The sequence below is a fragment of the Pseudoalteromonas sp. MMG005 genome, from assembly GCF_018101015.1.
In the GTDB taxonomy this organism is placed as follows: Bacteria; Pseudomonadota; Gammaproteobacteria; order Enterobacterales; family Alteromonadaceae; genus Pseudoalteromonas; species Pseudoalteromonas aurantia.
On the sequence record NZ_JAGJEK010000001.1, the window covers coordinates 95,573 to 121,314 of the forward strand.

23 protein-coding genes are annotated in these 25,742 nt (G+C 42.2%); 6 read left to right on the forward strand and 17 right to left on the reverse strand.

From position 1 onward, the window contains the following. Positions 1 to 627: 627 nt before the first annotated feature. A complete protein-coding gene (locus J8M01_RS00465; protein ID WP_211056672.1) occupies positions 628 to 924 on the forward strand; it encodes a hypothetical protein in 297 nt (98 codons plus the stop codon). Positions 925 to 1,368: 444 nt separating this feature from the next. On the opposite strand, the gene J8M01_RS00470 is transcribed toward J8M01_RS00465, so the two are convergent. Continuing rightward, positions 1,369 to 2,043, reverse strand: a complete 675-nt coding sequence (locus J8M01_RS00470; RefSeq protein WP_210995590.1) for a DTW domain-containing protein — start codon at positions 2,041 to 2,043, stop codon at positions 1,369 to 1,371. Between the two features lie 69 nt (positions 2,044 to 2,112). On the opposite strand from J8M01_RS00470, the gene J8M01_RS00475 reads away from it, so the two are divergent. After that, positions 2,113 to 2,655 carry a GNAT family N-acetyltransferase gene (locus J8M01_RS00475; protein WP_211056673.1) on the forward strand — a complete coding sequence of 181 codons (543 nt, stop codon included), beginning with the start codon at positions 2,113 to 2,115 and terminating at the stop codon, positions 2,653 to 2,655. A 40-nt stretch (positions 2,656 to 2,695) separates the two neighbouring features. Next, positions 2,696 to 3,088, forward strand: a complete 393-nt coding sequence (locus J8M01_RS00480) for a DUF2750 domain-containing protein (protein ID WP_211056674.1) — start codon at positions 2,696 to 2,698, stop codon at positions 3,086 to 3,088. Positions 3,089 to 3,184: 96 nt separating this feature from the next. On the opposite strand, the gene lpdA is transcribed toward J8M01_RS00480, so the two are convergent. From lpdA to pdhR, 4 genes are all read right to left on the reverse strand, one after another. After that, positions 3,185 to 4,609: a dihydrolipoyl dehydrogenase gene (lpdA, locus tag J8M01_RS00485; RefSeq protein WP_192508682.1), complete on the reverse strand. Its 1,425-nt coding sequence runs from the start codon at positions 4,607 to 4,609 to the stop codon at positions 3,185 to 3,187. 163 nt (positions 4,610 to 4,772) lie between these two features. Next, the gene (gene aceF / locus J8M01_RS00490) at positions 4,773 to 6,665 is read right to left on the reverse strand and encodes a pyruvate dehydrogenase complex dihydrolipoyllysine-residue acetyltransferase (protein ID WP_211056675.1); all 1,893 of its coding nucleotides are present in this window, start codon (positions 6,663 to 6,665) and stop codon (positions 4,773 to 4,775) included. A gap of 11 nt (positions 6,666 to 6,676) precedes the next feature. Continuing rightward, positions 6,677 to 9,343 carry a pyruvate dehydrogenase (acetyl-transferring), homodimeric type gene (gene aceE, locus J8M01_RS00495; protein WP_210995594.1) on the reverse strand — a complete coding sequence of 889 codons (2,667 nt, stop codon included), beginning with the start codon at positions 9,341 to 9,343 and terminating at the stop codon, positions 6,677 to 6,679. A gap of 62 nt (positions 9,344 to 9,405) precedes the next feature. Continuing rightward, entirely contained in the window at positions 9,406 to 10,155 is a 750-nt protein-coding gene (gene pdhR, locus J8M01_RS00500; protein WP_010367773.1) for a pyruvate dehydrogenase complex transcriptional repressor PdhR, read from the reverse strand. Positions 10,156 to 10,508: 353 nt separating this feature from the next. On the opposite strand from pdhR, the gene J8M01_RS00505 reads away from it, so the two are divergent. Together J8M01_RS00505 and J8M01_RS00510 are read left to right on the forward strand one after the other, a co-directional pair. Further along, positions 10,509 to 10,982: a hypothetical protein gene (locus tag J8M01_RS00505; protein WP_211056676.1), complete on the forward strand. Its 474-nt coding sequence runs from the start codon at positions 10,509 to 10,511 to the stop codon at positions 10,980 to 10,982. A 184-nt stretch (positions 10,983 to 11,166) separates the two neighbouring features. Then, on the forward strand, positions 11,167 to 11,613 hold the full coding sequence (locus J8M01_RS00510) for an Hsp20 family protein (RefSeq protein ID WP_192508687.1): 447 nt from the start codon (positions 11,167 to 11,169) through the stop codon (positions 11,611 to 11,613). Between the two features lie 89 nt (positions 11,614 to 11,702). Here the strand turns inward: J8M01_RS00510 and serB are convergent, their stop codons facing one another. Further along, positions 11,703 to 12,728 (reverse strand): phosphoserine phosphatase SerB, encoded by a 1,026-nt coding sequence (serB, locus tag J8M01_RS00515; RefSeq protein ID WP_211056677.1) that lies wholly within the window; start codon positions 12,726 to 12,728, stop codon positions 11,703 to 11,705. 74 nt (positions 12,729 to 12,802) lie between these two features. On the opposite strand from serB, the gene J8M01_RS00520 reads away from it, so the two are divergent. Continuing rightward, on the forward strand, positions 12,803 to 13,423 hold the full coding sequence (locus J8M01_RS00520; RefSeq protein ID WP_192508689.1) for an AhpA/YtjB family protein: 621 nt from the start codon (positions 12,803 to 12,805) through the stop codon (positions 13,421 to 13,423). On the opposite strand, the gene J8M01_RS00525 is transcribed toward J8M01_RS00520, so the two are convergent. The 11 genes from J8M01_RS00525 to J8M01_RS00575 all read right to left on the reverse strand — a co-directional run bounded on the left by J8M01_RS00525 (position 13,390) and on the right by J8M01_RS00575 (position 25,737). Next, on the reverse strand, positions 13,390 to 14,154 hold the full coding sequence (locus tag J8M01_RS00525) for a TatD family hydrolase (protein WP_211056678.1): 765 nt from the start codon (positions 14,152 to 14,154) through the stop codon (positions 13,390 to 13,392). The genes J8M01_RS00520 and J8M01_RS00525 overlap by 34 nt on opposite strands. An 18-nt stretch (positions 14,155 to 14,172) precedes the next feature. Next, positions 14,173 to 14,814 carry a pyridoxamine 5'-phosphate oxidase gene (gene pdxH / locus J8M01_RS00530; protein WP_211056679.1) on the reverse strand — a complete coding sequence of 214 codons (642 nt, stop codon included), beginning with the start codon at positions 14,812 to 14,814 and terminating at the stop codon, positions 14,173 to 14,175. An 89-nt stretch (positions 14,815 to 14,903) separates the two neighbouring features. Then, positions 14,904 to 16,646 (reverse strand): arginine--tRNA ligase, encoded by a 1,743-nt coding sequence (gene argS, locus J8M01_RS00535; RefSeq protein ID WP_211056680.1) that lies wholly within the window; start codon positions 16,644 to 16,646, stop codon positions 14,904 to 14,906. A gap of 108 nt (positions 16,647 to 16,754) precedes the next feature. Beyond that, a complete protein-coding gene (prfC, locus tag J8M01_RS00540; RefSeq protein WP_211056681.1) occupies positions 16,755 to 18,338 on the reverse strand; it encodes a peptide chain release factor 3 in 1,584 nt (527 codons plus the stop codon). Between the two features lie 133 nt (positions 18,339 to 18,471). Further along, the gene (locus J8M01_RS00545) at positions 18,472 to 19,638 is read right to left on the reverse strand and encodes a hypothetical protein (protein ID WP_211056682.1); all 1,167 of its coding nucleotides are present in this window, start codon (positions 19,636 to 19,638) and stop codon (positions 18,472 to 18,474) included. 91 nt (positions 19,639 to 19,729) lie between these two features. Then, positions 19,730 to 20,530 (reverse strand): outer membrane lipoprotein-sorting protein, encoded by an 801-nt coding sequence (locus J8M01_RS00550; protein ID WP_211056683.1) that lies wholly within the window; start codon positions 20,528 to 20,530, stop codon positions 19,730 to 19,732. A gap of 13 nt (positions 20,531 to 20,543) precedes the next feature. Beyond that, positions 20,544 to 21,281 carry a thioesterase domain-containing protein gene (locus tag J8M01_RS00555; protein ID WP_210995603.1) on the reverse strand — a complete coding sequence of 246 codons (738 nt, stop codon included), beginning with the start codon at positions 21,279 to 21,281 and terminating at the stop codon, positions 20,544 to 20,546. Positions 21,282 to 21,287: 6 nt separating this feature from the next. Beyond that, the gene (locus J8M01_RS00560; RefSeq protein WP_211056684.1) at positions 21,288 to 21,860 is read right to left on the reverse strand and encodes a class I SAM-dependent methyltransferase; all 573 of its coding nucleotides are present in this window, start codon (positions 21,858 to 21,860) and stop codon (positions 21,288 to 21,290) included. A gap of 43 nt (positions 21,861 to 21,903) precedes the next feature. Continuing rightward, positions 21,904 to 23,073, reverse strand: coding sequence for an acyl-CoA dehydrogenase family protein (locus J8M01_RS00565; protein ID WP_211056685.1), 1,170 nt, complete (start codon positions 23,071 to 23,073; stop codon positions 21,904 to 21,906). A 52-nt stretch (positions 23,074 to 23,125) separates the two neighbouring features. Further along, complete coding sequence (locus J8M01_RS00570; protein WP_211056686.1) at positions 23,126 to 24,241, reverse strand: thioester reductase domain-containing protein; 1,116 nt, start codon at positions 24,239 to 24,241, stop codon at positions 23,126 to 23,128. Next, positions 24,238 to 25,737: a condensation domain-containing protein gene (locus J8M01_RS00575; protein WP_211056687.1), complete on the reverse strand. Its 1,500-nt coding sequence runs from the start codon at positions 25,735 to 25,737 to the stop codon at positions 24,238 to 24,240. Before J8M01_RS00575 ends, J8M01_RS00570 begins: the two co-directional genes overlap by 4 nt. Positions 25,738 to 25,742: the final 5 nt, after the last annotated feature.

The window sequence follows — 25,742 nt, forward strand, 5'->3', positions numbered from 1 at the left end:
TGTTGTTGCAAATAACTGTATCACCAAATCAGAAGTTGCTTGTGAGAAATATCTTACTTCTTATGTGGAGATCAATGATCCCTTTGCTGAAAATAACACCAAAATTAACTTAAGCTACTGTTTTAAAACAAATTAAGTTTAACTTTTAGTTTTACTAGAATAATTAAAAGCATTTCCACTGGTTTTGTACCCACCAAAACTCTCTATAATATATCTCGTAGTCAAGGAGATGGTGACTAAGAAATAAATAAGATCACACTGAGTGTAGCTTATTTAAAATTGCGAGATGCAATTACCAAGGACAAACAGCCGGATGCTGTGGTTTATGGAAACGCTATAGGATGTAGCAAACATTAAAGGGAAAGGGACAAACAGCCGGATGCTGTGGTTTATGGAAACGCTATAGGATGTAGCAAACATTAAAGGGAAAGGGACAAACAGCCGGATGCTGTGGTTTATGGAAACGCTTAGGATGTAGCAAACATTAAAGGGAAAGGGACAAACAGCCGGATGCTGTGGTTTATGGAAACGCTATAGGATGTAGCAAACATGACAGGGAAAGGGACAAGCAGCTGGATGCTGTGGTTTATGGAAACGCTATAGGATGTAGAAAATATTACATGGAAAATGGACAAACAGCCGGATGCTGTGGTTTATGGAAACGCTATAGGATGTAGCAAACATAACAGGGAAAGGGACAAACAGCCGGATGCTGTGGTTTATGGAAACGCTATAGGATATAGCAAACATGACAGGGAAAGGGACAAACAGCTGGATGCTGTGGTTTATGGAAACGCTATAGGATGTAGCAACGATGATAGGGAAACGGACAAACAGCAGGACGCTGTGGCTTTAAGGAACATGCTACTGGATGTAGCAACTATTGTAAGGAAAGGGACAAACAGCAAGACGCTGTGGCTTTAAGGAAACGTTATAGGATATAACACAACATGGACAAACAGCAGGATGCTGTGGCTAAAAGGGACCAATCACAGGAAGTGGTTAGGAGTAATACTGGAAGTATCTTTTAATGGACTAAACTAGGACATGCGGTAAGCCTTGAAACAGACTCCATCGTTAATAGACGATATATCGTATATTACGGACCAGCGGCAGGTAGCCACGTTCACCGGATGATATAGTGTTTAAGGACAGTTAAAGGACCTTAGCAGTGACGCTGAATTTCGCAGAAATAGAACACTTAGCGAAGCCATGGATGCGGACAGTTTTAGGAGTTGATCAGATCAACATTGCAGGATGCGTTTAGAAGATTCCGTCAGCGCGGCTCTTATGAGTCGCGCGCTTTTCTATTGTTGTACTTTCATTTATTCACAATAACTAAATTAACGGATACGCCATTCTCTTCGATTAAAACTTTTTTCGCTTGCTCTTAAGATACGCATCTCTAAAATCAATAAAATGGCTAGTCAGCTTTTCAGCAGCAGCACCTTCTTTATTTTGCTCTAGCACCACACACGCTACTTCTGCGGTACTCAATTGATGCGCATGTGCCGCTACACGTAATTGATAATCAGATAAAGACTCAGGCGATACCGATAAAATTGGCAAATTATCAAGGTAAGGGCTTTTTCGAAACATCTTTTTAGCTTCTCGCCAAGTCCCATCCAAGAAAATATACAAAGGTATTTTGTTCTTACCCCCTTCAACCTTCTTGATCACTCTCGCTAGTTCAGACTCCCTATCATCCACCGGAAAAACAATGACAGGGTAATAATGCGGATCATTGATCAACTCAATCAATTTTGGATCAGGTTCTGTTCTGTCCCATCGAAAAGCGTGATTATCTGGTATAATATCAGCGATCAAACGGCCTGTATTCGATGGTTTAAAGCTTTCATTATGATACATAATGAGGCAGACTGCGCTTTGACAACTATGCGCCACATTAATGCCATCACAAATACACAAATGCTGTGCAAGTAAACATGCTTCACATCGGCTTAACCTTGATCCTCTGGCTTTATACTCACGCCTTGCAACCGCGATTTGTCGTTGGCGTAGCGCCAATACAGAATTACTCACTCGATACCCTCAAAACAGTTAAGTGTGTATTGTAATAAAATTAAGATACAAAAACAGTAAGGAGCCACGATGAATATTCAAAACTCAGCAAGATTAGGCTTTCGCCTTATGACTAAAAATGACGCACAGTTACTGTATGAGCTCGATCAAGACCCTGCCGTCATGGCGCACATCAACGGCGGTATAGCCAATTCAATGACTGATATACAAGAGATTTATATTCCTCGGCTTATCTCATTTACACACAAAGAAAAAGGCTGGGGGCTCTGGCATACCAGTCTATTATCAAATAACGAATTCATAGGGTGGATCCTAGTCAGACCTATGGGCTTCTTTGAAGGTAATAAAAATACTTTAGATTTAGAGCTTGGTTGGCGCTTCAAGCAATCATCTTGGGGCAAAGGATATGCAACAGAAGCCGCTCAACAAGTTGCCAATACCATTTGTAAAGTACACCCTGAGTTACAAGCTCTTTCTGCAACGGCCCTTGTGGAAAATCATGGTTCTTTAAAAGTGATGAAAAACATTGGAATGAAATATATCAAAAACTATATTTACAACGACTCTTGTGGCGATCATGATGCCGTACTGTATCGCAAAAGCTTAAAATAATGATGAATATCAGCACACAACTATTTAAAAGAGGTATGTCATGACACACTCTATTGATCAACAACGCATGAACTCTATTCTCAGCAATGACAATACACAACGTTACAAATACTTAATCAAAGAAGTCTTAAGCACAGAACTTGTATGGATCCTAACTGACGAACACGGTTGCGTTATGCTAAATAGTGATGATGAGGATTGTGTACCTATTTGGCCCAATGAAGAGTTTGCCATATTATGGGCCACTGGCGACTGGCAAGACTGTAAACCTCAGTCAATTTCACTTAAGAAATGGCATGCTAAATGGACTGACGGCCTAGCAGAAGACGAACTTGCTATTGCAGTATTCCCCATTCCAGATCAAGATGGCTTAATCGTATATCCCGATGAATTTGATTACGAACTCGTAAAGTATAGGAAAAATAAAAAATAGCACATACGACAGCACTGATACTCTGTTGTTAACAGCTCTCGCTAAAAAACAAAAAACCCAGCAGGTGCTGGGTTTTTTCAATTTAAAGAAAAAGACTTACTTTTTCTTTACTGCTTTTTTATTTGGTAAGTCAGTGATTGACCCTTCAAATATTTCAGCAGCAAGTCCAATAGACTCATTCAATGTCGGGTGAGCATGAATTGTTAGCGCAAGGTCTTCACCATCAGCACCCATTTCAACTGCTAGACCAATTTCACCTAACATTTCACCAGCATTAATCCCCACCATTGCACCACCGATAACACGGCCAGACTCTTTATCAAAGATAAGCTTTGTAGAACCTTCAGTGCGCGCAGACGCGATAGCACGACCAGATGCAGCCCACGGGAATACCGCAGTCTCAATGCTTAGGCCTTGCTCTTTCGCTTCTTTCTCCGTAACACCAACCCATGCAATCTCTGGGTCTGTGTATGCAATTGAAGGAATACATTTAGGGTCGAAGAAATGCTTCTGACCTGAAATCACTTCAGCAGCAACATGTGCTTCATGCACCGCTTTGTGTGCAAGCATTGGCTGGCCAACAACATCACCGATTGCGAAGATGTTATTCACATTGGTACGCATTTGCTTATCAGTATTGATAAAGCCGCGCTCATCAACATTTACGCCAGCTTTATCGGCATCTAATAGTTTACCATTTGGCGTACGGCCAACAGCCACTAATACTTTGTCATAACGCACTGGTTCTGCAGGTGCTTTTTTACCTTCAAACGTCACATATAGACCATCATCTTTCGCTTCAACAGCAACAACTTTAGTCGACAACATCACGTTGAATTTGTCTTTCACGTAGCGTTGGTAAATCTTAATGATATCTTTGTCTGCAGCAGGCACTAGCTGATCAGCAAATTCAACCACATCAATTTGAGAGCCAAGTGCACGATAAACCGTACCCATTTCAAGGCCAATGATACCACCACCTAATACAAGGAGTTTCTCTGGTACGTCTTTCAGCTCTAAAGCACCAGTAGAATCAATTACACGATCATCTTCAGGGATGAAAGGTAGGTTAACTGGCTGAGAACCGGCTGCGATAATAGCATTGTCAAAAGTAACTGTTGTAGTACCTGCTTCGCCTTCAACCGCAATAGTGTTAGAACCAGTAAATTTACCATAGCCACTCACTACGCTTACTTTACGCATTTTAGCCATGCCGTCTAAACCACCAGTCAATTGACCGATCACAGACTCTTTCCACGTACGGATTTTATCTAAGTCAATTTGCGGTGCGCCAAACGTAACACCGTGTGAAGACATTTCAGCTGCATCATCAATGACTTTAGCAACATGAAGTAATGCTTTTGAAGGGATACAACCAACGTTCAAGCATACACCACCTAGGGTGTTGCGAGATTCAATTAGTGTAACGTCTAAACCTAGATCCGCAGCACGGAATGCTGCTGAGTAACCACCAGGACCACCGCCTAGTACAACAACTTGAGTTTTGATTTCGTTGCTCATGTTATTACCTTAACTATTATTCGAACGGGACTGTACTCAAAAAGAGTATCCGTACCAAAATGCCTGCCACATACTCAATAATTGGTACAAGGCAGAGAGAGTTTAAAAATTGTATCATTCACACAAAAAGATGTCCCGCCTATTTACGAGGCGGGACATTAAATTACATTACTAACTGACGGATATCGCTTAAGTAGTTAGCGAGTGTCACAGTAAAGCGTGCTGCTAATGCACCGTCAATTACACGGTGATCATATGAACAGCTTAGCGGCACCATTAAGCGCGGCTCAAATTCTTTACCATTCCACTTAGGTTTCATTTCTGATTTAGAAACCCCTAAGATAGCCACTTCAGGCGCATTGACGATAGGTGTAAACGCCGTACCACCAATACCGCCTAAGCTTGAAATTGTGAAACAGCCGCCCTGCATGTCTGATGCAGTTAACTTACCATCTCGAGCTTTCTTAGAAATGTCCATCAACTCACGTGATAGCTCAATAATGCCTTTGTTGTTCACATCTTTAAATACCGGAACAACTAGGCCATTTGGCGTATCAACGGCAACACCAATGTTGACATATTTCTTCAGAATTAGGCTTTCCCCGTCTTGCGACAGTGACGAGTTAAACGTTGGGAACTCTTCCAACGCTTTTGCAGCCGCTTTCATCACAAACACAAGTGGTGTGATCTTAACGCCAAGCTTTTTCTTCTCAGCCAATACATTTTGTTCTTTACGGAATGCTTCAAGCGTTGTGATATCTGCTTCATCAAATTGGGTTACGTGTGGAATTTGCACCCAGTTACGATGCAAGTTGGCACCTGAAATTTTCTGAATACGAGATAGCTTCTTCTCTTCCACTTCGCCAAACTTAGCAAAGTCAACTTTTGGCCAAGGGATAAGACCAAGCTCACCACCGCCAGAATTGTTGTTATTAGAGATTTGACCTGATTCAACTTTCTTAACCAGCTCTTTCACATAGTTTTGTACGTCTTCTTTAACTACACGCCCTTTACGACCAGTGCCTTTAACTCGCGCTAGGTTTACACCAAACTCACGCGCTAAACGACGCACTACCGGAGATGCATGTGCATAAGATGCGTTCGCTTCAAATTCTTCTTTAACATTAGAAGCCGCTGGCGCTGAGGCAGGTTTAGCGGCAGGTGCTGCTGAAGAAGGCGTTGGTGCTGCTTGCACAGCTGCTGCAACTGGCGCGCTGCCTGCTACTTCAAATACAAATACCAATGAACCCGTTGATACTTTATCGCCAACGTTTACTTTAATCTCTTTCACAGTACCAGCAAATGGTGCAGGTACTTCCATAGCTGCTTTATCGCCTTCTACGTTTAAGATTGATTGGTCTTCGCTGACTGTATCGCCAACAGCGACCATAATATCGGTCACTTCAACTTCATCACCACCAATATCAGGAACATTCACTTCTTTATCTGCATTAGCAACTGGAGCCGCAGGCGCTGCTGCCTCAACCACAGGAGCTGCAACAGGCGCTGAGCTAGCTGTTTCAAAAACAAATACTAAGCTGCCCGTTGATACTTTATCGCCAACGTTGACTTTGATCTCTTTAACAGTACCCGCAAATGGTGCAGGTACTTCCATAGCGGCTTTATCGCCTTCTACGTTTAAGATTGATTGGTCTTCGCTAACCGTATCGCCAATCGCAACCATAATATCGGTCACTTCAACTTCGTCACCACCAATATCTGGAACATGGACTTCTTTTAGCTCAGCGCTAACCGCTGGGACAGCGACTTCTGCCGCTACAGCAGGAGTAGCTACTTCAGCTGCCGGGGCAGCAGGCGCTGCACCTTGGCTTTCAAAGACCATAATTAACGACCCGGTTGCAACCGTATCACCTTCTGAAATTTTTATTTCTTTCACTACGCCTGCATGTGCAGAAGGCACTTCCATAGAAGCCTTATCACCTTCAACGGTAAGTAAAGATTGATCTTCACTTACTGTATCACCCACACTTACTAGGATCTCGGTTACTTCAACCTCATCCGCGCCAATGTCAGGAACATGAATTTCGATTGTCATGATTAAACCTCTTATGCGTAAAGTGGGTTAGTTTTTGTTGTATCGATATCAAACTTCTTAATCGCTTCAACAACCACTGATGATTCAACTTTGCCTTGCTTAACAAGCTCTGTTAGCGCAGCAACCACAACGTAACCCGCGTTCACTTCAAAGTGACGACGTAAATTCTCACGGCTGTCTGAGCGACCGTAACCATCAGTACCTAACACTTTGTAAGAAGTGCTTGGCATAAAGGCACGTACTTGCTCAGCGTAGTTTTTCATATAATCTGTTGCAGCAATGGCTGGTGAGTCACCTAGCACAGTGGCGATATATGGCACTTGCGCATCGTTTTGCGGGTTAAGCATGTTCAAACGTTCAACCGCTTGACCATCACGCGCTAACTCATTGAATGAGGTTACCGAGTAAACATCAGAAGCAACGCCGTACTCTTCACTTAGAATAACAGCCGCTTTACGTACTTCGTTTAAGATAGTACCTGAACCCAGTAACTGAACATGGGCTTTTTCACCCGTGTTAGATTCTAGCTTGTAGATACCCTTACGAATGCCTTCTTCAGCACCTTCAGGCATTGCTGGCTGATGATAGTTCTCGTTCATTAGCGTCAAGTAGTAGAACACGTTTTCCTGCTCAGGACCGTACATACGACGAATACCATCTTGCATAATTACCGCAACTTCGTAACCGAATGTTGGGTCATAAGAAATACAGTTAGGAACCGTTGCAGCTTGAATATGACTGTGGCCATCTTCATGCTGTAAACCTTCACCGTTTAGTGTTGTGCGACCCGCTGTCGCGCCTAATAAGAAGCCACGAGCTTGCTGATCGCCCGCCATCCATGCCATATCACCAACACGTTGGAAACCGAACATAGAGTAGTAGATATAGAATGGGATCATCGGTAAATCACTGGTGCTATAAGACGTAGCAGCAGCAACCCATGAAGACATAGCACCGAGCTCATTGATACCTTCTTGCAATACCTGACCTGAAGTTTCTTCTTTGTAGTAAGAAACAATATCACGGTCTTGCGGCGTATAGTTTTGGCCATGCGGGTTATAAATACCGATTTGACGGAATAAACCTTCCATACCAAACGTACGTGCTTCATCGGCAATAATTGGCACGATGTTTTTACCAATGCCTTTGTCTTTTAACAACACATTAAGCGCACGAACAAAAGCCATCGTGGTAGAGATATCACGTTTTTGCTCTTGCAGTAATGGCGCAAATGCATCAACTTCAGGTAGCGTCAGTGCTTGCGTAAAGTTAGGTAAACGCTGTGGAGTATAACCATGTAGCGCTTTACGACGAGCATGAAGATACTCATGTTCTTTAGAGCCTTCTTCTACCGTTAAGTACGGTAAATCTTTAAGCTGCTCATCAGTGACCAAGTCTTCTAGCCCTAGACGTGAACGTAAATGCTCAACGTGCGTTAGGTCCATTTTTTTAACTTGGTGTGCAATGTTTTTGCCTTCTGCCGCTTCACCCATGCCATAACCTTTAACGGTTTTAGCTAGGATAACCGTTGGACGGCCTTTTTCGTCTTGTGCAGCTTTAAAAGCTGCAAACAATTTAGATGGCTCGTGTCCACCACGTTTCAGGGCAAAGATTTCGTCATCTGTCATATCAGCAACCAATGCTGCTGTTTCAGGGTAACGACCAAAGAAATGCTCACGTACGTACGCGCCATTCTTTGCTTTATAAGTTTGATAGTCACCGTCGATAGTTTCGTTCATCAACTCAAGCAACTTACCGGTTGTGTCTTTAGCTAGAAGCTTGTCCCAACCTGACCCCCACACAACCTTGATCACATTCCAACCAGCACCTTTAAATAGGCCCTCTAGCTCTTGAATAATTTTACCGTTACCCATTACTGGCCCATCTAGGCGCTGTAGATTACAGTTGATCAAGTAACACAGGTTGTCTAGCTTCTCACGCGCAGCAAACGAGATTGCGCCACGTGATTCTGGCTCATCCATTTCGCCATCACCCAAGAACGCATATACACGCTGTGCTGAGGTATCTTTCATACCACGGCCATCAAGGTACTTTAAGAAGCGCGCTTGATAAATTGATGCAATTGGACCTAAGCCCATGGATACCGTTGGGAACTGCCAGAATTCAGGCATCAGCTTAGGGTGAGGGTATGAAGAAATACCCTTTCCATCCACTTCTTGACGGAAGTTATCTAGCTGCTCTGCAGTTAAACGACCTTCAAGGAAAGCGCGTGCATAAATACCTGGTGAAATATGGCCTTGGTAATAAACTAAATCACCGCCATCTACTTCATTTGGAGCACGGAAGAAATGGTTAAAACACATTTCATAAAATGCTGCCGACGACTGGTAAGACGCCATATGTCCGCCAAGCTCAAGATCTTTCTTTGACGCACGTAATACGATCATAATCGCATTCCAACGAACGATAGAGCGAATACGACGTTCAATGTTTACATCGCCTGGGTAAGCTGGCTCTTTGTCCGCTGGAATTGTGTTTACATAGTTAGTCGTGATGCCAGTTGGCATATCAACGCCATCAAGACGTGCTTGCTCTAATACTTGCTCTAGCAAGAACTGAGCGCGCTCTACACCTTCTTCTTTTACTACCGACTCAAGCGCTTGCAACCACTCTTTGGTTTCTAACGCGTCTACGTCAAATTTATTGACTTCAGACATATGGAGTGTTCCTTATGTTTAAAATACGAATTTATTTATTCAGTTTTAACAAACCAACTTAATTACTGTTGCTTGGTCCGTCTTAGGCTTCGCTCTATTCGAGAGCGCTCTTTACCTGCTTGTAATAAGGCTTCTTCAATGAACGCCAAGTGTGCATTACTCGCTAACCGCGCTTGCTCTGGATTGCCATTGATCACAGCATCCATTAAAACTTTACGATGTTCAGCCAGCTGCTCACTGACGTCTGATTTTTGTACTAGAACCGTTAAGTTCTGCAATACATTTTGTTCCAATAACGTTTGCATTCCGCGCATTAAATGCAGTAACACCACATTATGTGACGCTTCTGCTACGGTAAAATGAAATGTGTTAATCGCGGCAGCTGTTTGTGCTAAATCACCTTGAACAGAGGCAATACGATCAAAACTATGTTGTACTTTTTCAAAGTCAGTGCCTGTGCCACGTAATGCGGCATAATAAGCAGCAATCCCTTCCAGCGCATGACGAAACTCAAGCAAATCAAATTGAGATTCAGGGTGTTTACTGATCAAATCAAATAAAGGATCAGTAAGCCCTTCTTCTAATTGGTTCTTTACATACGTTCCGCCACCTTGACGCCGTGTAACCAGTCCTTTCGCTTCTAGCTTTTGAATCGCTTCTCGTAATGAAGGGCGAGACACATCAAACTGTTTGGCAAGCTCTCTTTCTGGCGGCAACTTAGCACCCGGCATCAATGACCCTTCTAAGATCATGTTTTCGAGTTGTTCCAAAATAACATCTGATAACTTAGCTGCTTTTATCTTTAAAGACATTAATCAATCGCCGAATTTAGGTGTATTGCCAACCGCTGAAACCATCAGTAAGTTGGAGTATTAAAACCAAAAGGTAAATTGGTCATACCAAATTTGGACAATACGGTATCAAAATCAAGCTGTACTGTCAAAAATCTGCGGATTATTGCCTTAGACAAGCACAAACTAGAGTCTAAACTTTATACAAAAATATACATTTGAGAAGTGATATAAAAAAGGTCTGACCAGTTAGTCATTTTAAAATTAATATGTCAGTCATTCAAACTATTTTGTTTTTCCCTACGTACCTTTTTGTAATAAGCGCTCTTATAAACAATAATTAAGTCAAGATCTGAAGTCACTAGAGGTGTTACATGTCAATGGCCGTCGTCGGTGGGATTGTATTTTCAGTCTTTTTAATGATTCTACTTTTCGTCAGAGGTGAAAACATTAAACGAGATCTTAAAAGAGCCAACGCTAAATTGGAATCTACCAGTCGCCAAAAAACACACCTTGGTGGTATTGTTATGGAACTGGCAAAAGAAGAGCAGTTAATGCTCAAAGAGCGTATGGCTAAAGTCCAGAAAGATAGCTCCCCAAACGAGCGTTTTGTGGTCTGTACCAGTCTATTAATCGACGCCAGTGATTCCGTGATCAGCGATGCAGCTTTAGATAATCGCACCGTCAGAAAAGCGTTCGAATACTACATTTCTAATTTTTCAGATGTCCCTTACACTGAATTTAAAGCCGTTATATTGCAAGATCAAAAACGAAAACAGCTATGGGCAGGAGACAATATTCACGCTTATTTAGAACTGTGCAAAAGCTGTATTGCCTCCATTGAATAAAGTGTAAAGCAGAAAAATAAAATAAAATCACCTACCCTCCTTGAAAAAATATCTTCTTGTCCATACATCATATTTAGGACGCCGAAAGGGTCCTAGAACGAAATTAACCATATGTTTATATTGGTGTTTATTGCTTTATAAAAAGAATAAACATCACCATTAATCGCTTTATGAGGATTCAAATATGCGAACAATCGACTTAACACCACTACACCGTTCATTCATTGGTTTTGACCATTTATCATCGTTAATGGATGCAGCACAGCGTAACAGTGAAAAACAACCCAGTTACCCTCCATACAACATAGAAGCATTAGATAACGACCGATATCAAATTACCATGGCTGTCGCTGGTTTCAGCGATGCTGAACTGTCCATTGAGTCAGAAAACAATACCCTTGTCGTCAAAGGCGAAAAACTCAGCAAAGATGAAAAGACTGAGCGTACATTCATTCATCAAGGTATTGCAGAACGTAACTTCGAACGGAAGTTTCAATTAGGTGACCATGTTAGAATACTCAGTGCTGAATTAGACAATGGCCTATTGCTTATCGATTTACAGCGAGAAGTGCCTGAAGCACTTAAACCCAGAAAAATAGCGATTAGTTCTGGTAACTTATTGAAAAATTAACTCGCTAAGACATTTTCCTTTCATGTTGTTAGTCCGAAATCAGCCATATCACATGGCTGATTTTACGTATTTATCAAATCTAAAAATCGTTACTGTGCAGGTATGCTGAGTATATAAAGCACCTGTAATAATGATCCCTGACAAATAGCCGCATCCGCTTGAGAAACAACTTTGGGTTTTCCATGGACTGCGATACCGGTTCCCGCTTCAGCCATCATTAATAAGTCGTTAGCACCGTCACCTATTGCCACTGTTTGTGCTTTAGGTAAGCCCAATTGCAACCGCAAGTGAGATAATATTGCTGCTTTACTTTGTGCATCAACCACCTGTCCAAGTACTTTACCAGTTAACTTATTATTTGCTATTTCCAACTCATTGGCATAATACTCATCCAACTGAAGTGGTTTTTGTAACGCTTGTGCAAACCATGAAAAGCCACCTGATGCAATGACCAAATGCCAGCCATTGTTTTTTAAGTGATGGCATAGTGCTTGGATCCCCTCCATCAATGGTAAGTCGTCCTTTAATGCTTGAATAAGAGACAGCTCCACCCCTTCAAGCTTAGCCACCCGCTGGTTTAAACTGTCATTAAAGGCCAGTTTGCCAGCCATAGCCTGTGCTGTTATATGAGCTACTTCTTCATAAACCCCAGCTAACCGTGCTATCTCGTCAATGCATTCAACTTTTATCGCTGTTGAATCCATATCCATCACCAATAATCCTGGCTGCTGATTATTGGCTGGATTCATAATACATGCAGCTTGCAGCTGTTGATCTGCGCCGATACGCCTCAAACCAGCTCGAAAATCATGCAGTGTTGCTTCCGTCATTTCAACATCACTGTAAAGCGCCAACGCACTCTCTAATTCCTCATCAGGCTGATAAAGGCAGACAGATTGCACCTTAACGTTATGCTGGTGTGCAAAGGTCAATACCGTCACTAAGCTTATTGCGCTTAACTCGTCGCCAAATAGCGTGATAAACAACCCGTTATGCCGTGAAGGTATTTTTTGACTCTCGATCAATTGGGCATTTTCAACTTGATACCATTTTGCTAAGGTGAGTACTTGTGACAATGGTTTTTCACTAAGGTGAGTAAGGCTGACGGTTGACATGTTTGGCTCCTAAGTAACTTGCAGACCCTTTTTACCATCTAAGGTGTAACCTGTCAGCAAACATCAGGGGCACTATGAAAAATACACAAGCTATTGAATTATTAAAGTCATCGACAGGTAGACGGTTGGTACGTCTATTAATTGCGGCTGCATGTTTTCTCTTGTTAACGCACATTGCATTTACAACAAGCTTTGAATCACATCAACTCTTGCATAAACAAGCCGATAATACCGCTAGGAGCCTTACCGCACAATTGGCACTCAATGCTGCACAACCCCTCAAACGAAACGATTTACCAGCACTGAGACAATTGGCTAACCACCTTGCCAGCGATCCATTTGTCATGGGGGTAAGCATATACAATCAACAAGGTAAGTTGAAAATTAGTAATGATGGTTTCACTCCGCGACAACCCCTCAATGCACTGCCAAGCGCACTGCCAGGAATAAGCAAAATAAAAACCCCCATTGTAGTGCAAGTCATAGATAATGAAAAAACACCGATAGGCTTCGTTAACACCGTCTATCTCACTGAATCAGCAATGAGCCAAAGCCACCAGCACTTTCATGAACTGGGCCGTATGGTACTTTTAATGTTAGTGATCACCGGAGTTTTCACTTGGCAAATTGGCAGAGCGCTAAAACGCTGGGAAGTAAAGCGTCAAATTCGAAAAAGTGTACAGGACGAATCATAAAGCTGCTGCGCTATCTCACTCGGCGTTTCATGACGCAATTGACATAAGTATTTAAACACATCTACCACTCGCTCGGGCAAATTAATTTGCCCTTGATGACCAAACAAAGGCATTGAAGGGGAATCTGTTTCTAATAAGAGGTGCTGCAAAGCAACAGTCGCAAATACTGCTTTGGTTTTATTGGCTCGCTCGTAACTAATAGTCCCACCAACACCTAACTTAAACCCTTTCGCAATATAATAATTGGCTTGTTGCAGTGACCCAGAAAAAGCATGGATCACGCCACCATATAAAGGCGGCGTTTGCTTAAATGCTTGTGCTATATAATGGTGGCTTTGTCGATGATGAATGATCAATGGCAGCTTGAGTGCATTTGCAAGTTGAATATGCTGTTGAAACAAGCTTTGCTGATACGTTAACTGTTCACAAGTTGCATCAATACCGCATTCCCCAATCGCAACCAAATCTCCCTGATGTTCATGGGCATATTGCGCTAAGGCCTCAAAGTGGTGCGACTGATGTTGTGTAATAAAATAAGGGTGCAACCCTACGGCAATATGACATCCTGCATGTTCTTGCTTGAAGGTAAGTAACTTCTGGCTTTGCGCTAAAGATACGCCAGGGATCACAAAACCACAAACACCAACAGCATTGGCATTAGTAATATACCGCGCTAAATCTGGGGATAATTCTGGAAAATCTAAGTGGCAGTGACTATCGATAAAACGCATATTACCCCCTTATTACGCTTAAGGATTCAATCGTTCAATTTTCCACGAGCCAGTGGGTTGTTTAACATACATAAAGCGATCATGTAAACGATGGTCTCCACCTTGCCAAAACTCTATTTTAGTTGGTTCTACACAGTACCCCCCCCAAAAATCTGGCAAGGGAATTTCACCTTTCGAAAATTTCGCTTTCATTGTCTGGAACGTTTCCATCAGCACTTTGCGTGATGATACAGGTCGCGATTGTTGAGAAGCCCAAGCAGCCAATTGGCTTTCTTCAGGACGCGACAAAAAATACTTTGCAACCGCGGCCGTTGAAAGCGGCTTTGTTTCTCCATAGACAATGACTTGACGTTCAATTGCATGCCACGGGAAGTGTAAACTAATCTTATTATTACCTTGTAACTCTTGCGCTTTACGTGAGCCCGTATTGGTAAAAAATACAAAACCTTGTTCATCTAAATGCTTTAACAGCACAATACGCTGTGATGGCTGCCCAGTGTCATCAACCGTCGCCACTACCATGGCCGTAGGGTCGCTAAATTTGGCGTCAACGGCTTGTTGTAGCCAAATTTCAAATTGCGTTATAGGATCATCCGCCAGCATCTCGCGACGCAGCCCACCTTTGCTATATTCACGACGAATATCTTCAAGCTTCATCATCTTTCCTTACAAAAAAACCGCACCAACTACGTTGAAATGCGGCTTTAATTAATCGTTTCAGGGGGTATCCCAATGCCAACAAATGTAAATTACATTTGTTCCATAACTTCAATACCCAATAAATCTAAGCCTGTACGTAAAGTATCTGCCACTAAGTTACATAGTACTAAACGGCTATCTCGTACATCTGCTGCCACATCATCTTTTAAGATTGGACACGCTTCATAGAACGTCATATACAAACTAGCCAACTCATACAAGTAACCACACAATACGTGCGGCGTGGCCTCACTGATCATCAGATCTAATACTTCTTCAAGCTGTAACAACTTAATTGCCAGCGCTTTTTCTTGTGGCTGCTCAATATTAATCGATGCAGTTAATGCGTCGCTATCAATATTGGCTTTACGGAAAATACTCCGAACGCGTGTATAAGCGTATTGTAAGTACGGTGCCGTAGCGCCTTCAAAGCTCAGCATACTATCCCAATTAAAGATGTAGTCACTGGTACGATGCTTTGACAAATCTGCATATTTAACCGCGCCAATACCCACCTTGCGGGCAATTTCACCACGCTCAGCATCAGTCAAACCAGACTCTCGGTCAGCCAACTTATCTGTCGCACGGCTAATGGCTTCTTCAAGTAAATCAGCAAGCTTCACCGTGCCACCGGTACGCGTTTTAAATGGTTTGCCATCACTGCCCATCATAGTGCCAAACGGGCTAAACTCGTAGCTGGTCTCATCTCTTAAGAATCCAGCTTTACGTGCTGTTAATTCAACTTGGTTAAAGTGTAAACTTTGACGTGCGTCAACAAAAATCAAAATACGGTCTGCACCCAATTTATTTGAACGATAATCACAGGCTGCTAAGTCAGTGGTTGCATATAAGAAGCCCCCCCCAGACTTTTGTACAATAAATACCGATGGCTCTCCATCTTTATTTGCTAACTCGTCTAAAAATACAACTTGTGCACCTTGGTCTTCAACCGCAATACTTTTCTCTTTTAGTAATGCAATCACGTTGCTCAGTTCACTGTTATAAGCACTTTCAGCCATGATGTCATCACGAGTTAATGTCACATTCAAACGCTGATACACTTCCTCTGAATGCTTCACTGATGTATCAATAAATAAAGTCCACAATTTCTGACAATGCGTATCACCACTTTGTAACTTTACAACATAATCACGGGCTTTATCAGCAAAGCCCTCTTCGTCATCAAAACGTTTTTTGGCATCACGATAAAATGTTTCTAAGTCAGCCAATGCCACAGACTCTAAATCAACACCTTGATTTAACAAGTCTTCCAAGTGTGCGATGAGCATACCAAACTGTGTACCCCAATCACCCATATGATTTTGACGCACTACCGTATCACCGCGAAACTCTAAAGCACGCACCACTGAATCACCAATGATGGTTGAGCGTAAATGTCCTACGTGCATCTCTTTCGCCAAATTAGGCGAAGAAAAGTCCACAACCACCTTCTGAGGCTGACTATGCTCAGCCACCGCTAGCTTGTCATCTTGGTTAGCCGCTTCCAAACTCTTTGATAAAAATTGCGATTTCAAATGGATATTAATAAATCCAGGACCCGCTATTTCTGTTTTTTCGGCCAGCTCAGACACATCTAAATTATCAATGATTTTTTGTGCGAGCTCTCGAGGGTTGGTTTTTAGTGCCTTAGCTGCGCCCATTGCGCCATTAATTTGGTAATCACCAAATTGTGGACGTGTGCTTTGCGTTACGGCTGGGTTCGAGCCCTCAGGAATGCCAGCTGCAACCATTGCTGCGTTCGCTTTTTCAATTAATATCGTTTTAATATTCATTATTCGTCCTATTATGTGCTGCTTAGGAGCTTGCTCAACTACCCAGCACACTATAAATCTATCACATAACTTACATGGTTAAAGCCATTTCATTTGGCTTAGTGCCTATTAATGTTCGCGTGTATGGTGAAACTCTACTTCGGGATAACGTTCCATAGACAAGTTTAGGTTCACACGACTAGGTGCAACGTAGGTTAAGTTATCACCGCCATCTAGCGCTAAAGTCACTTCGCATTTACGTCTAAACTCTGCCAGTTTTTTCTCATCACTACAGTTTACCCAACGAGCCGTTTGAACGTTCACACTTTCATAAATTGCATCGACGTTATATTCTGCTTTTAAACGTGCGACAACCACATCAAACTGCAACACACCAACAGCACCCACAATCAGGTCATTGTTTGCCAATGGTCTAAACACCTGCACAGCGCCTTCTTCTGACAGTTGCACTAAGCCTTTCAGCAATTGTTTTTGCTTCAACGGATCTTTTAGGCGAATGCGTCTGAAGAGTTCTGGCGCAAAATTTGGAATACCACTGAATTTTAGCTTTTCGCCTTGCGTAAAGGTATCGCCAATTTGAATCGTCCCATGGTTATGTAAACCAATAATGTCGCCGGCATAAGCATCTTGCGCACGCTCACGGTCACCTGCCATAAAGGTCACTGCATCAGAAATACTGATCTGCTTACCCAAGCGAACGTGATTCATTTTCATACCTTGGCTATATTTACCCGATACAATACGCATAAATGCGATACGGTCGCGATGCTTTGGATCCATGTTCGCTTGAATTTTAAATACAAACCCAGAGAAGTTGTCCTCATCCGCTTTGACTTCGCGCTCTTCAGTTTGACGTGGCATAGGCGTTGGCGCCCATTCAGTTAAACCATCTAGCATATGATCCACACCAAAGTTACCTAGTGCAGTGCCAAAAAATACCGGAGTTAGCTCCCCTTTCAGAAATAACTCATGATCAAACTCATGTGATGCTCCTATCACCAACTCTAACTCTTCACGCAACTGCTCAACCAGCTCAGAGCCTATTTCGGTATCAAGCTCAGGGTTATCTAACCCCTTAATAATACGTTTTTCTTGAATCGTATGACCTTGGCCTGTTTGATACAAAATCGTTTCGTCACGATGAATGTGATAAACCCCTTTGAACTCTTTACCACAGCCGATTGGCCAGCTTACTGGCGCACATGCAATATTTAGCTCGGTCTCAACTTCGTCCAGTACTTCCATCGGATCGCGAATATCACGGTCAAGCTTGTTCATAAAAGTTACAATTGGTGTGTCACGTAAACGGGTTACTTCCATCAGCTTGCGAGTTCTGTCTTCGACCCCCTTTGCCGCATCGATAACCATCAAACACGAGTCTACCGCTGTTAATGTACGATACGTATCTTCAGAGAAATCTTCATGTCCCGGTGTATCGAGTAAGTTTACAAGGGCATTATTGTAAGGGAACTGCATTACAGAGGTTGTAACTGAAATACCACGCTCTTTTTCCATCTCCATCCAATCAGATTTAGCGTGCTGGTTTGAACCTCGACCTTTTACAGTACCGGCTTTTTGCAACGCCTTTCCGAATAATAAAACTTTTTCAGTGATGGTGGTTTTACCCGCATCCGGGTGCGAGATAATAGCGAATGTACGTCGCTTTTGGGTTTCAGTAACTAAGTTTGACATGTAAGCTGCTTTTACCTGTGCTTGCCAACACGAAAATGTACTGGCTCAAGTGATAATTTTCTTAATTATACCTGTTTTGTACAGGGCAAAAAAGCAGCCAATAGGAGTTATTCATTAATAAAAATGATACTTGCTAAAAATAGAGCTCTAAAGTCAATTGTAAAAAGTCTTCTTTGTTACGCACATACACAACATTAGTCGGTTCATCAGAGCTAAATAAGTACCCCTCTACTGCAACTCGTAATACATCGCTGAGCCGCTGTGAAGCCTCAAGCTTAAATACAGACGTTCCGCTATCATCCAAATCCAAACTGATACCAGCCAATACTTCCGTGCCAGCCATATCATTAACCGTCAAGCGCCCGCCCAAAAATATATCATTTTGTCCCATCGGTGCGCTGACGCCATTTCGGCTATCAAATTGATATTCGACTATCGTCCCAAAATCCATTCTAGTATTTAATATTTGCGAATGACTATACTCGACTCCAACAACATACGCGTGATGTGTTGCGATAGAGTTTCTCTGTATGGCTTCGAGTTTCAACAACCAACTATCAATCACCCCCTGAAAATCAATACTAAACTGAGTCATTTGTGCATAATGTGGAATCGCTACACCATCGGTGTGTTGCATAAAGTATGCTTCTCGGTTCGTTCCTGAAAAGTAACTAACTCCCACTTCCCAATCATCATAGTAGTGGCTGTACCTTAGTGCAGTATCTATGTGTCGTGCTGCTTTGCTTGACTCATATGTTGGGTCCGTATTGTCTACGTCAAATGGTAGCCCAAGCCGCCCCTCTTCAGACGCAAATTCCATCTGACGAAAATAAGGCAAAACGAATATCCCAACAGTGCCCCACTCTTTCGAAAAAGTGAGATTCAACATTGGTTGACCTAACTTATCTTCTGAATCAACCCCCTCTAACAAGTCTGTTTGATTAATGACATCGACTAAGTGCAATGATTCAGTCACTCCCCAAAAAACTTTACCAATACCCGCTCTAAACTCATATTCATCTGCCAGATGCAAGAACATGAACTCTCGTATATCACTATGTGTACGGGTGCTATCTAGCGAGTCAACACGCAAAAATGGCGCAACAAGCAAACTGGTATTAGAAAAAATATCATCGAAGTAAAACTCAGGTTCCAACTTAAGCGATGTTTGATGTACCTGATTATCTTTGTTGCCATGTGATGAGAATTGACGATGTTCAAGATCAACTTGCCCACTTAACTCAAACGCTTGTGCAAAATGCACACTCCAGCCTAAAAATAAGACAAAATAATATTTCAATATAGAAATCCTTTTTAATCATTCGAAATATAAAGCCCGAGTCAGCTACGGGCTTTCACTGCTTTACAACGCACTGCTTCACTGTTGATTATTAACGTACTCGCTTAAGTACATTTTTATTAAAATCTTTATCATTTAAAACAATGTTAAAATTGAATGGTTGATAAGATAATTCGGTTTCCCGTGCATTTTGTATATTTTTCATCCGTAACTGATGTGCTCGCCACACACCATTGTCATATTTTTTATAACCACTTAACGCTAAGTTTTTTAACAAGCCGCCGCGTTTATCAAAAAACTCCACTTTCAGTGGTTGATAATGCGTCGTATCTAACCAAGTCTTTAGTTTGCTATACCCCGAGCTTTTCGCTTTTGGTATGGACTCCACAATGTAGACTTGTTTACCTTCAAGCTCTGCTATCACCGCGCTCCCGTAAGTATACTTTTCTACTTCAAAAGAACTCATATCTTCATATGAAAACTCACTTCCCATAAACGAACTGGACTTGTTATTTGAAGATATGCGCTTTACACGTTTCAAGCTCGGCAGGTAAAGCCATTGGTTATCCAACTTATCTACATGTGAATGATTTAAAAAGGCCACACCACTTACATCACGAGGTGTATCAAACACACTTAAGCTTTTATCACCATCACCAATCACTTCTAGCGCTTTGGCACGCAATGATCGTTTTGATTGTTGACCGTTAGACATGGTCAAAACCATATTCAAGGCAACCTCACTAGAACGCCAACCTGAATTATGCTGCTTACGCTTCCCCATTAACTCCTCAGCATTTAATTGCTCAGATGATGCATAGGTATTGTGTGCCAACAGTAATGTCATCGATACCACTAACAATTGACTCAGTATTGATACTTTATTTTTCATAAAAACTCCTTCTCTATAGCTCACTGTTGATTATGTTGATAAGCGCAGTTTCTTCACTATGAACAAAAAAATGATCACCCCTCATTAACTCTTTACGCACCTTGCCATTAAATAACGCCTGCCATGCAAACACATTGTCCGGTTCAACGACCTCATCATCCTCGCCGGCTAAAATGACAATGTCGGTATTGAGTTTGCCCTGCTCAACAAATTTATAGTTTTCGCTCAGTGCAAAATCAGAGCGTAATATAGGGGTATAAACTTCTAACAATTCGGGATTATTAAAAACCAACTCCGGGGTGCCTTTGTAATCTTTGAGTACTTCAATAAACTCATCTTCGGATAATTTATGTAAGGGGTACTCTGTACCAAGTTGCGGTGCTACTTTTGCTGAGATAAACAAATTTTTAGGGGTTAACCCCAGCTCTCTTGATATCTTTTTTGCTAATTCATATGCCACTAAAGCCCCATTACTATGGCCATAAAATGAAAATGGTCTGGTGAGCTTCGACTTAATATTGGCATATAACATGTCTACTAAATCGGTAATGTTTGCTTGTAATGGGTCGCTAAAACGCCTTCCTCTTCCAGGAAATTCAACACCGAACACTTGGCACCCATCGGGGACTTTATCATCCCAATCAAGGTACATCTGACCACTACCACCAGCATAAGGAAAACAAAACAAATTTTGTTTTACGGGTTTTGATTGCTTTCGCTGCAAAAACCAAATATCTTCATTATTCATCATATTCACTCACAACTTCTTTAAATAAATCGCTTTTGTCATGAAAATTCCGTGGACAGGCTCAACAGCAAAACCCAGTTTTTCACATACAGTTACCGTCGATGCAAAGTGTGAAAAACTGATACCAAAAAATGCCGGTTCACCAATTAATACCCCCCCACCTGACTTTAATAGCGCATAAAGCTCGGATAAAAAACCTTCAATATCAGGCACTTCATGCAACATATAAAATGCCAGTATGAAATCAAACTCCCCTGAAATACCCAATGAGTCTTCGCTGCACAATATGCATTCAATGTTATTTCTCGGCTCATTACTTAATTGTACTTTTTGCTGCACAATATCCAGCATGCCTTGCTGCATATCGACGGCAACCACCCTACCTGAATTGCCAACTCTCGTTGCCAGCGGCAATGTGAAATAACCTGGGCCACACCCTATATCCATAACGTGCATGCCTGCATACACATATGGCTGTATCACTTTTTCAGGATTTTGTAAGATTCTGCGGTACCAAGTGTCCAAAGACCCTGCTTTTTCTACTGGACAAGGCTGTGCTTTGCCTGTGCTTTTTACTGTCATGTCCTTTTCCTTCATGTCATAACATGGCTCGTGTTTTAAGGTGTTAACAATTAAACATCCGGCTAGCGATGCTTCTCAGCAATATATTCACCGTGCCTTCATAGATTTTGCCAACTTTTGCATCTCGAAATAGTTTTTCCACGTCATAGTCCAGTGCCACACCATTGCCACCCAATGTCTCTAAGGCCGCAGACGTTGCTCTATCTGCAAGTTGCGAGGCAACCAGCTTCGCTTTATTTGCCTCATCTAATAATTGCGTACTTGAATGACCAAGCTCCGCTTTTTTAGCCAATTGATATATAAAAGGTTTCAGTACGCTCACTTCGGCACACACCTGAGCCAACGGGAAACTAACACCTTGAAATTCTGAAGTTTTATGCTTAAACGCTACACGTTCATTGGCGTATTCCACAGCCAAAGACAATGCCCCCTCTGAAATACCCAGCATTTGTGCTGCAATGCCAATTCGTCCCATGCACAAGCCATAATTGGCAATATCAATTCCTTGATTTTGCGCGCCAACGAGTGCTGATTCAGGTACGATCACCTGATCCATCGTAACGCGACACGTTGAACTCGCTCTCACACTCATTTTCGGTATATTCTGAGATATGCTGATACCCGGTAAGGCCGTATCCACTAAGAAAGCACTCGGCACTTTGCGACCACACTCTAGTTCGGTATTGGCGATAAGCAGCATCACCTGTGCTTCACCAGCGTTTGTGATCCAGGTTTTAACACCATTTATTTCATAACCAGCATCGATTCTCTTGGCGCTTGTCTCCATCAAAGATAAATCACTGCCAGCCTGAGGCTCCGTCACGGCAAATGCACCGACAGCACCTGTAGCCACTTTTGGTAGCCATTGTGATTTTTGACTATCACTACCAAATTGCTGCAATATTTTATTAAATAAAATATTGTGTACATGCAAAAAAACGGCGACACCTGGGTCTACTTTTGACACTTCCTGAATCATTAATACAGCACCAGAAAAAGGCAAAGCATCATCAAATAGTGCTTTATCACTACGCTGAAAGTAATCTCTGTTAATCTCAATGCCCATCAAGCCTGCATCAATTAACGACTGCTTTATTTCTTCGTCTAAATACTGCTGTTGATCACGCAAGGCGATGTTTTGTTTGACTGCCTGCTGACAAAATTGCTTCAGCACATCACTGGCTGATTTAAGACTAAATCCATTCTTACTCATGATTACTCCTTTAACGCTCCCACTTAATAATCAAGCGGGAGCCCTTCTATTATTATGCTGGCTTGTGAAATAACTGGAATTGACTAAACCCTTCAATAACTCGCATCAATGCGGCATCATCAATTTGCGCATCTTCAACAGGTCTATCCGATATAAACGATTGCGTTAAGCTACTATCAAAAACTCTCCCCTGACTCTTTTGTGGTAAGTCATCTTCAAAGTAATCCAATAATGGCAACAAGGCATTATCACTGGTTGAGGCAATGGCTTTCAGTTTCGCAACCCATTGCAGGTAACCACACATCTCTACTGGGTACCCTAAAGTACGCGCCGTTTCCAAAATACGGCTGCATAACGTCGGCGTATCATTCACTAAATGAAATGTCTTCCCATTTGTATCTGAAGCCAGCATAAGCTCAACGAGCCCCTTAACCACGTAATCCAACGATGTTAAATTAAACTGGAATTGACTCTGAGGCGCTGCGCCTAATTGAATACAACCCGTAACTAGCTTAGCTAAAGCATCATTGATATTTGGCGAGTTATAACCTTTTCCAGCGCATATTAATCCAGGGCGGACCACAAAATATGGCATGCCACGCTTGCCCGCTGCTGCAACCAACTTTTCGCTGATCCACTTAGACCGTGAATACCCAGAATAGCTCGTGGACTTCTCATCTACTGCATCTGTTTCTCGAATAGGCTGTCCATCAGAGCGCGCATCAAACAAACGCAAAGTCGATACATTCACAAAGGCAATGTCTTGCTCCTGTGCCAATTTAAGGATCTCTTGCGTGCCATTAACATTGGTATTTTTTAGTTGCGCATAGGTCAATACATAATTAACAGCGGCTCCATTATGAAGGACCACATCCACATCATTCAGTAATTGGGCATACTGTGTCGTATTGAGACCTAGCTTAGGTTTGCCCAAATCTCCTATTATGATCGTGACTCGATCTGAGAAACCCGTCTCCCATATACCGAATTCAGTCATGCTAGTACGAAGCCTTGCTAGTCCTGCTTGTTGCGATGGAGCACGCACGAAACATGTCAATTTAACCCATGGAAGCGCGAGTAATTCTGCCACTAAATGCGCCCCCAAATACCCTGTAACACCGGTGATAAACACCCTATTTTTTTCTGGTGACAAAAATGCTGGAGTCATATTGCCGACTCCATAAGCTGATTACTTTCTCGTAATATACGCTGTAGATCATTGAGCGGTGTATCGAACGCGAAAGCAGGATCTTGAGCAACACGTAAAATTAATTGCTCTGTTTGCTGCATAATTGACGTCAATGCATTGCCTGAACGGCTATAATCGCAAAACCAATGCAATTCTAACATTCCGTCATTTTCAACAATCAAAAGCTCTAGTGCCTGATTCGGCACATGTGCGACACCATCTTGCATCGCACCAAACCACTTCATCGGTGGAATACTGCCCTCTTCAACAAACTCGTTGTATCGAGAGATAGTACTGGTAAATACAATGCCAGGTTTTTTCTGTTTACCAGATAATGCTTGCTCGCTTACTACATCATAAAAACCATTATCTAAATCAGTCCAGGTTTGACTTTCGATGGCTCGACAATACGCTTGTAGATTTTGCTGGCGACTTAAATCGACTGAACTCAAAATGCCTGAACTGTATTGGCCAAGAATGTCATTCACCTTGGTATCAAAAGAGATTCTATTAAATAACCTCATTTCAAGAGAGAACCTGCGTATCTTTGAAAGTTCCGACAGCACCAATGTAAATAAACTATAGACAACCATTGAACCTGTTAGCTTTTGCTCACTGGCATAGCGTTTTAACTTTGTCCATAACGACTTAGGCAGTAAATCGACCCGATAGTCAAAACGTTGATCATCAAATATATCCAACTTTTGCGAATTTTCAGCTATATCATCGACCGTCAATATACGCGGCAATTCATCTAACTTACTCAACCAATAGTCTTTAGAGGTACTCCATTGACGACTACTCTCCTGAAATACTCGCTCAGTGTGAGAATAATCTCTGAATGTCAAAGCACCAAAGTCAGTGAGAACTTTGCGCCCTTCATAAAGCTGTCGCCATTGCAGAGCTAAGAACTCTACACTCACCAGATCTAAGAGTGTTAAATCTGCCCCTAAAAAGATCCTCAGTTCTTCGTTCGGCAGTTGACAGACTGTAATTTTAAAAGACTCGCTCTCTTTGATTGTTCTCGGGCGGCGAAATGCCTCCCTGAGAGCTGCCAGTTGTGCGCTTGCATCATGTGCACTGACTGTTCGTAAATCTATCACTTGGGCTTGCCAGTCAGTAATTTTGTCTTGCTTAAGACATATTTCACTTTCATCACCAACAAATCTCGACTGTAAAATGGCATGATGGTTAACCAGTACTTGAATCGTTTGCGTAAACAAGCTTACGTCCAAACCAACGCGGTGTGTTTCCATATAAAACCATGCACAAAACCCATGCTCTGTGGCCGCAGCTAACTGTGCTTGCTGAAAGGCCCGAGGTTGATATGGTACATACTGTTCATTTGGCGTCTGAACCAAGGTTTGTACTGACTGTTGATCATCAAGTTCAACCGCCTTACCTTTCATACGCTTGCGTAAAATCGCTTGTTTTGCTGGAGACAAACGACTGAGCATTTTTTCTAAATCAGACATGTTGC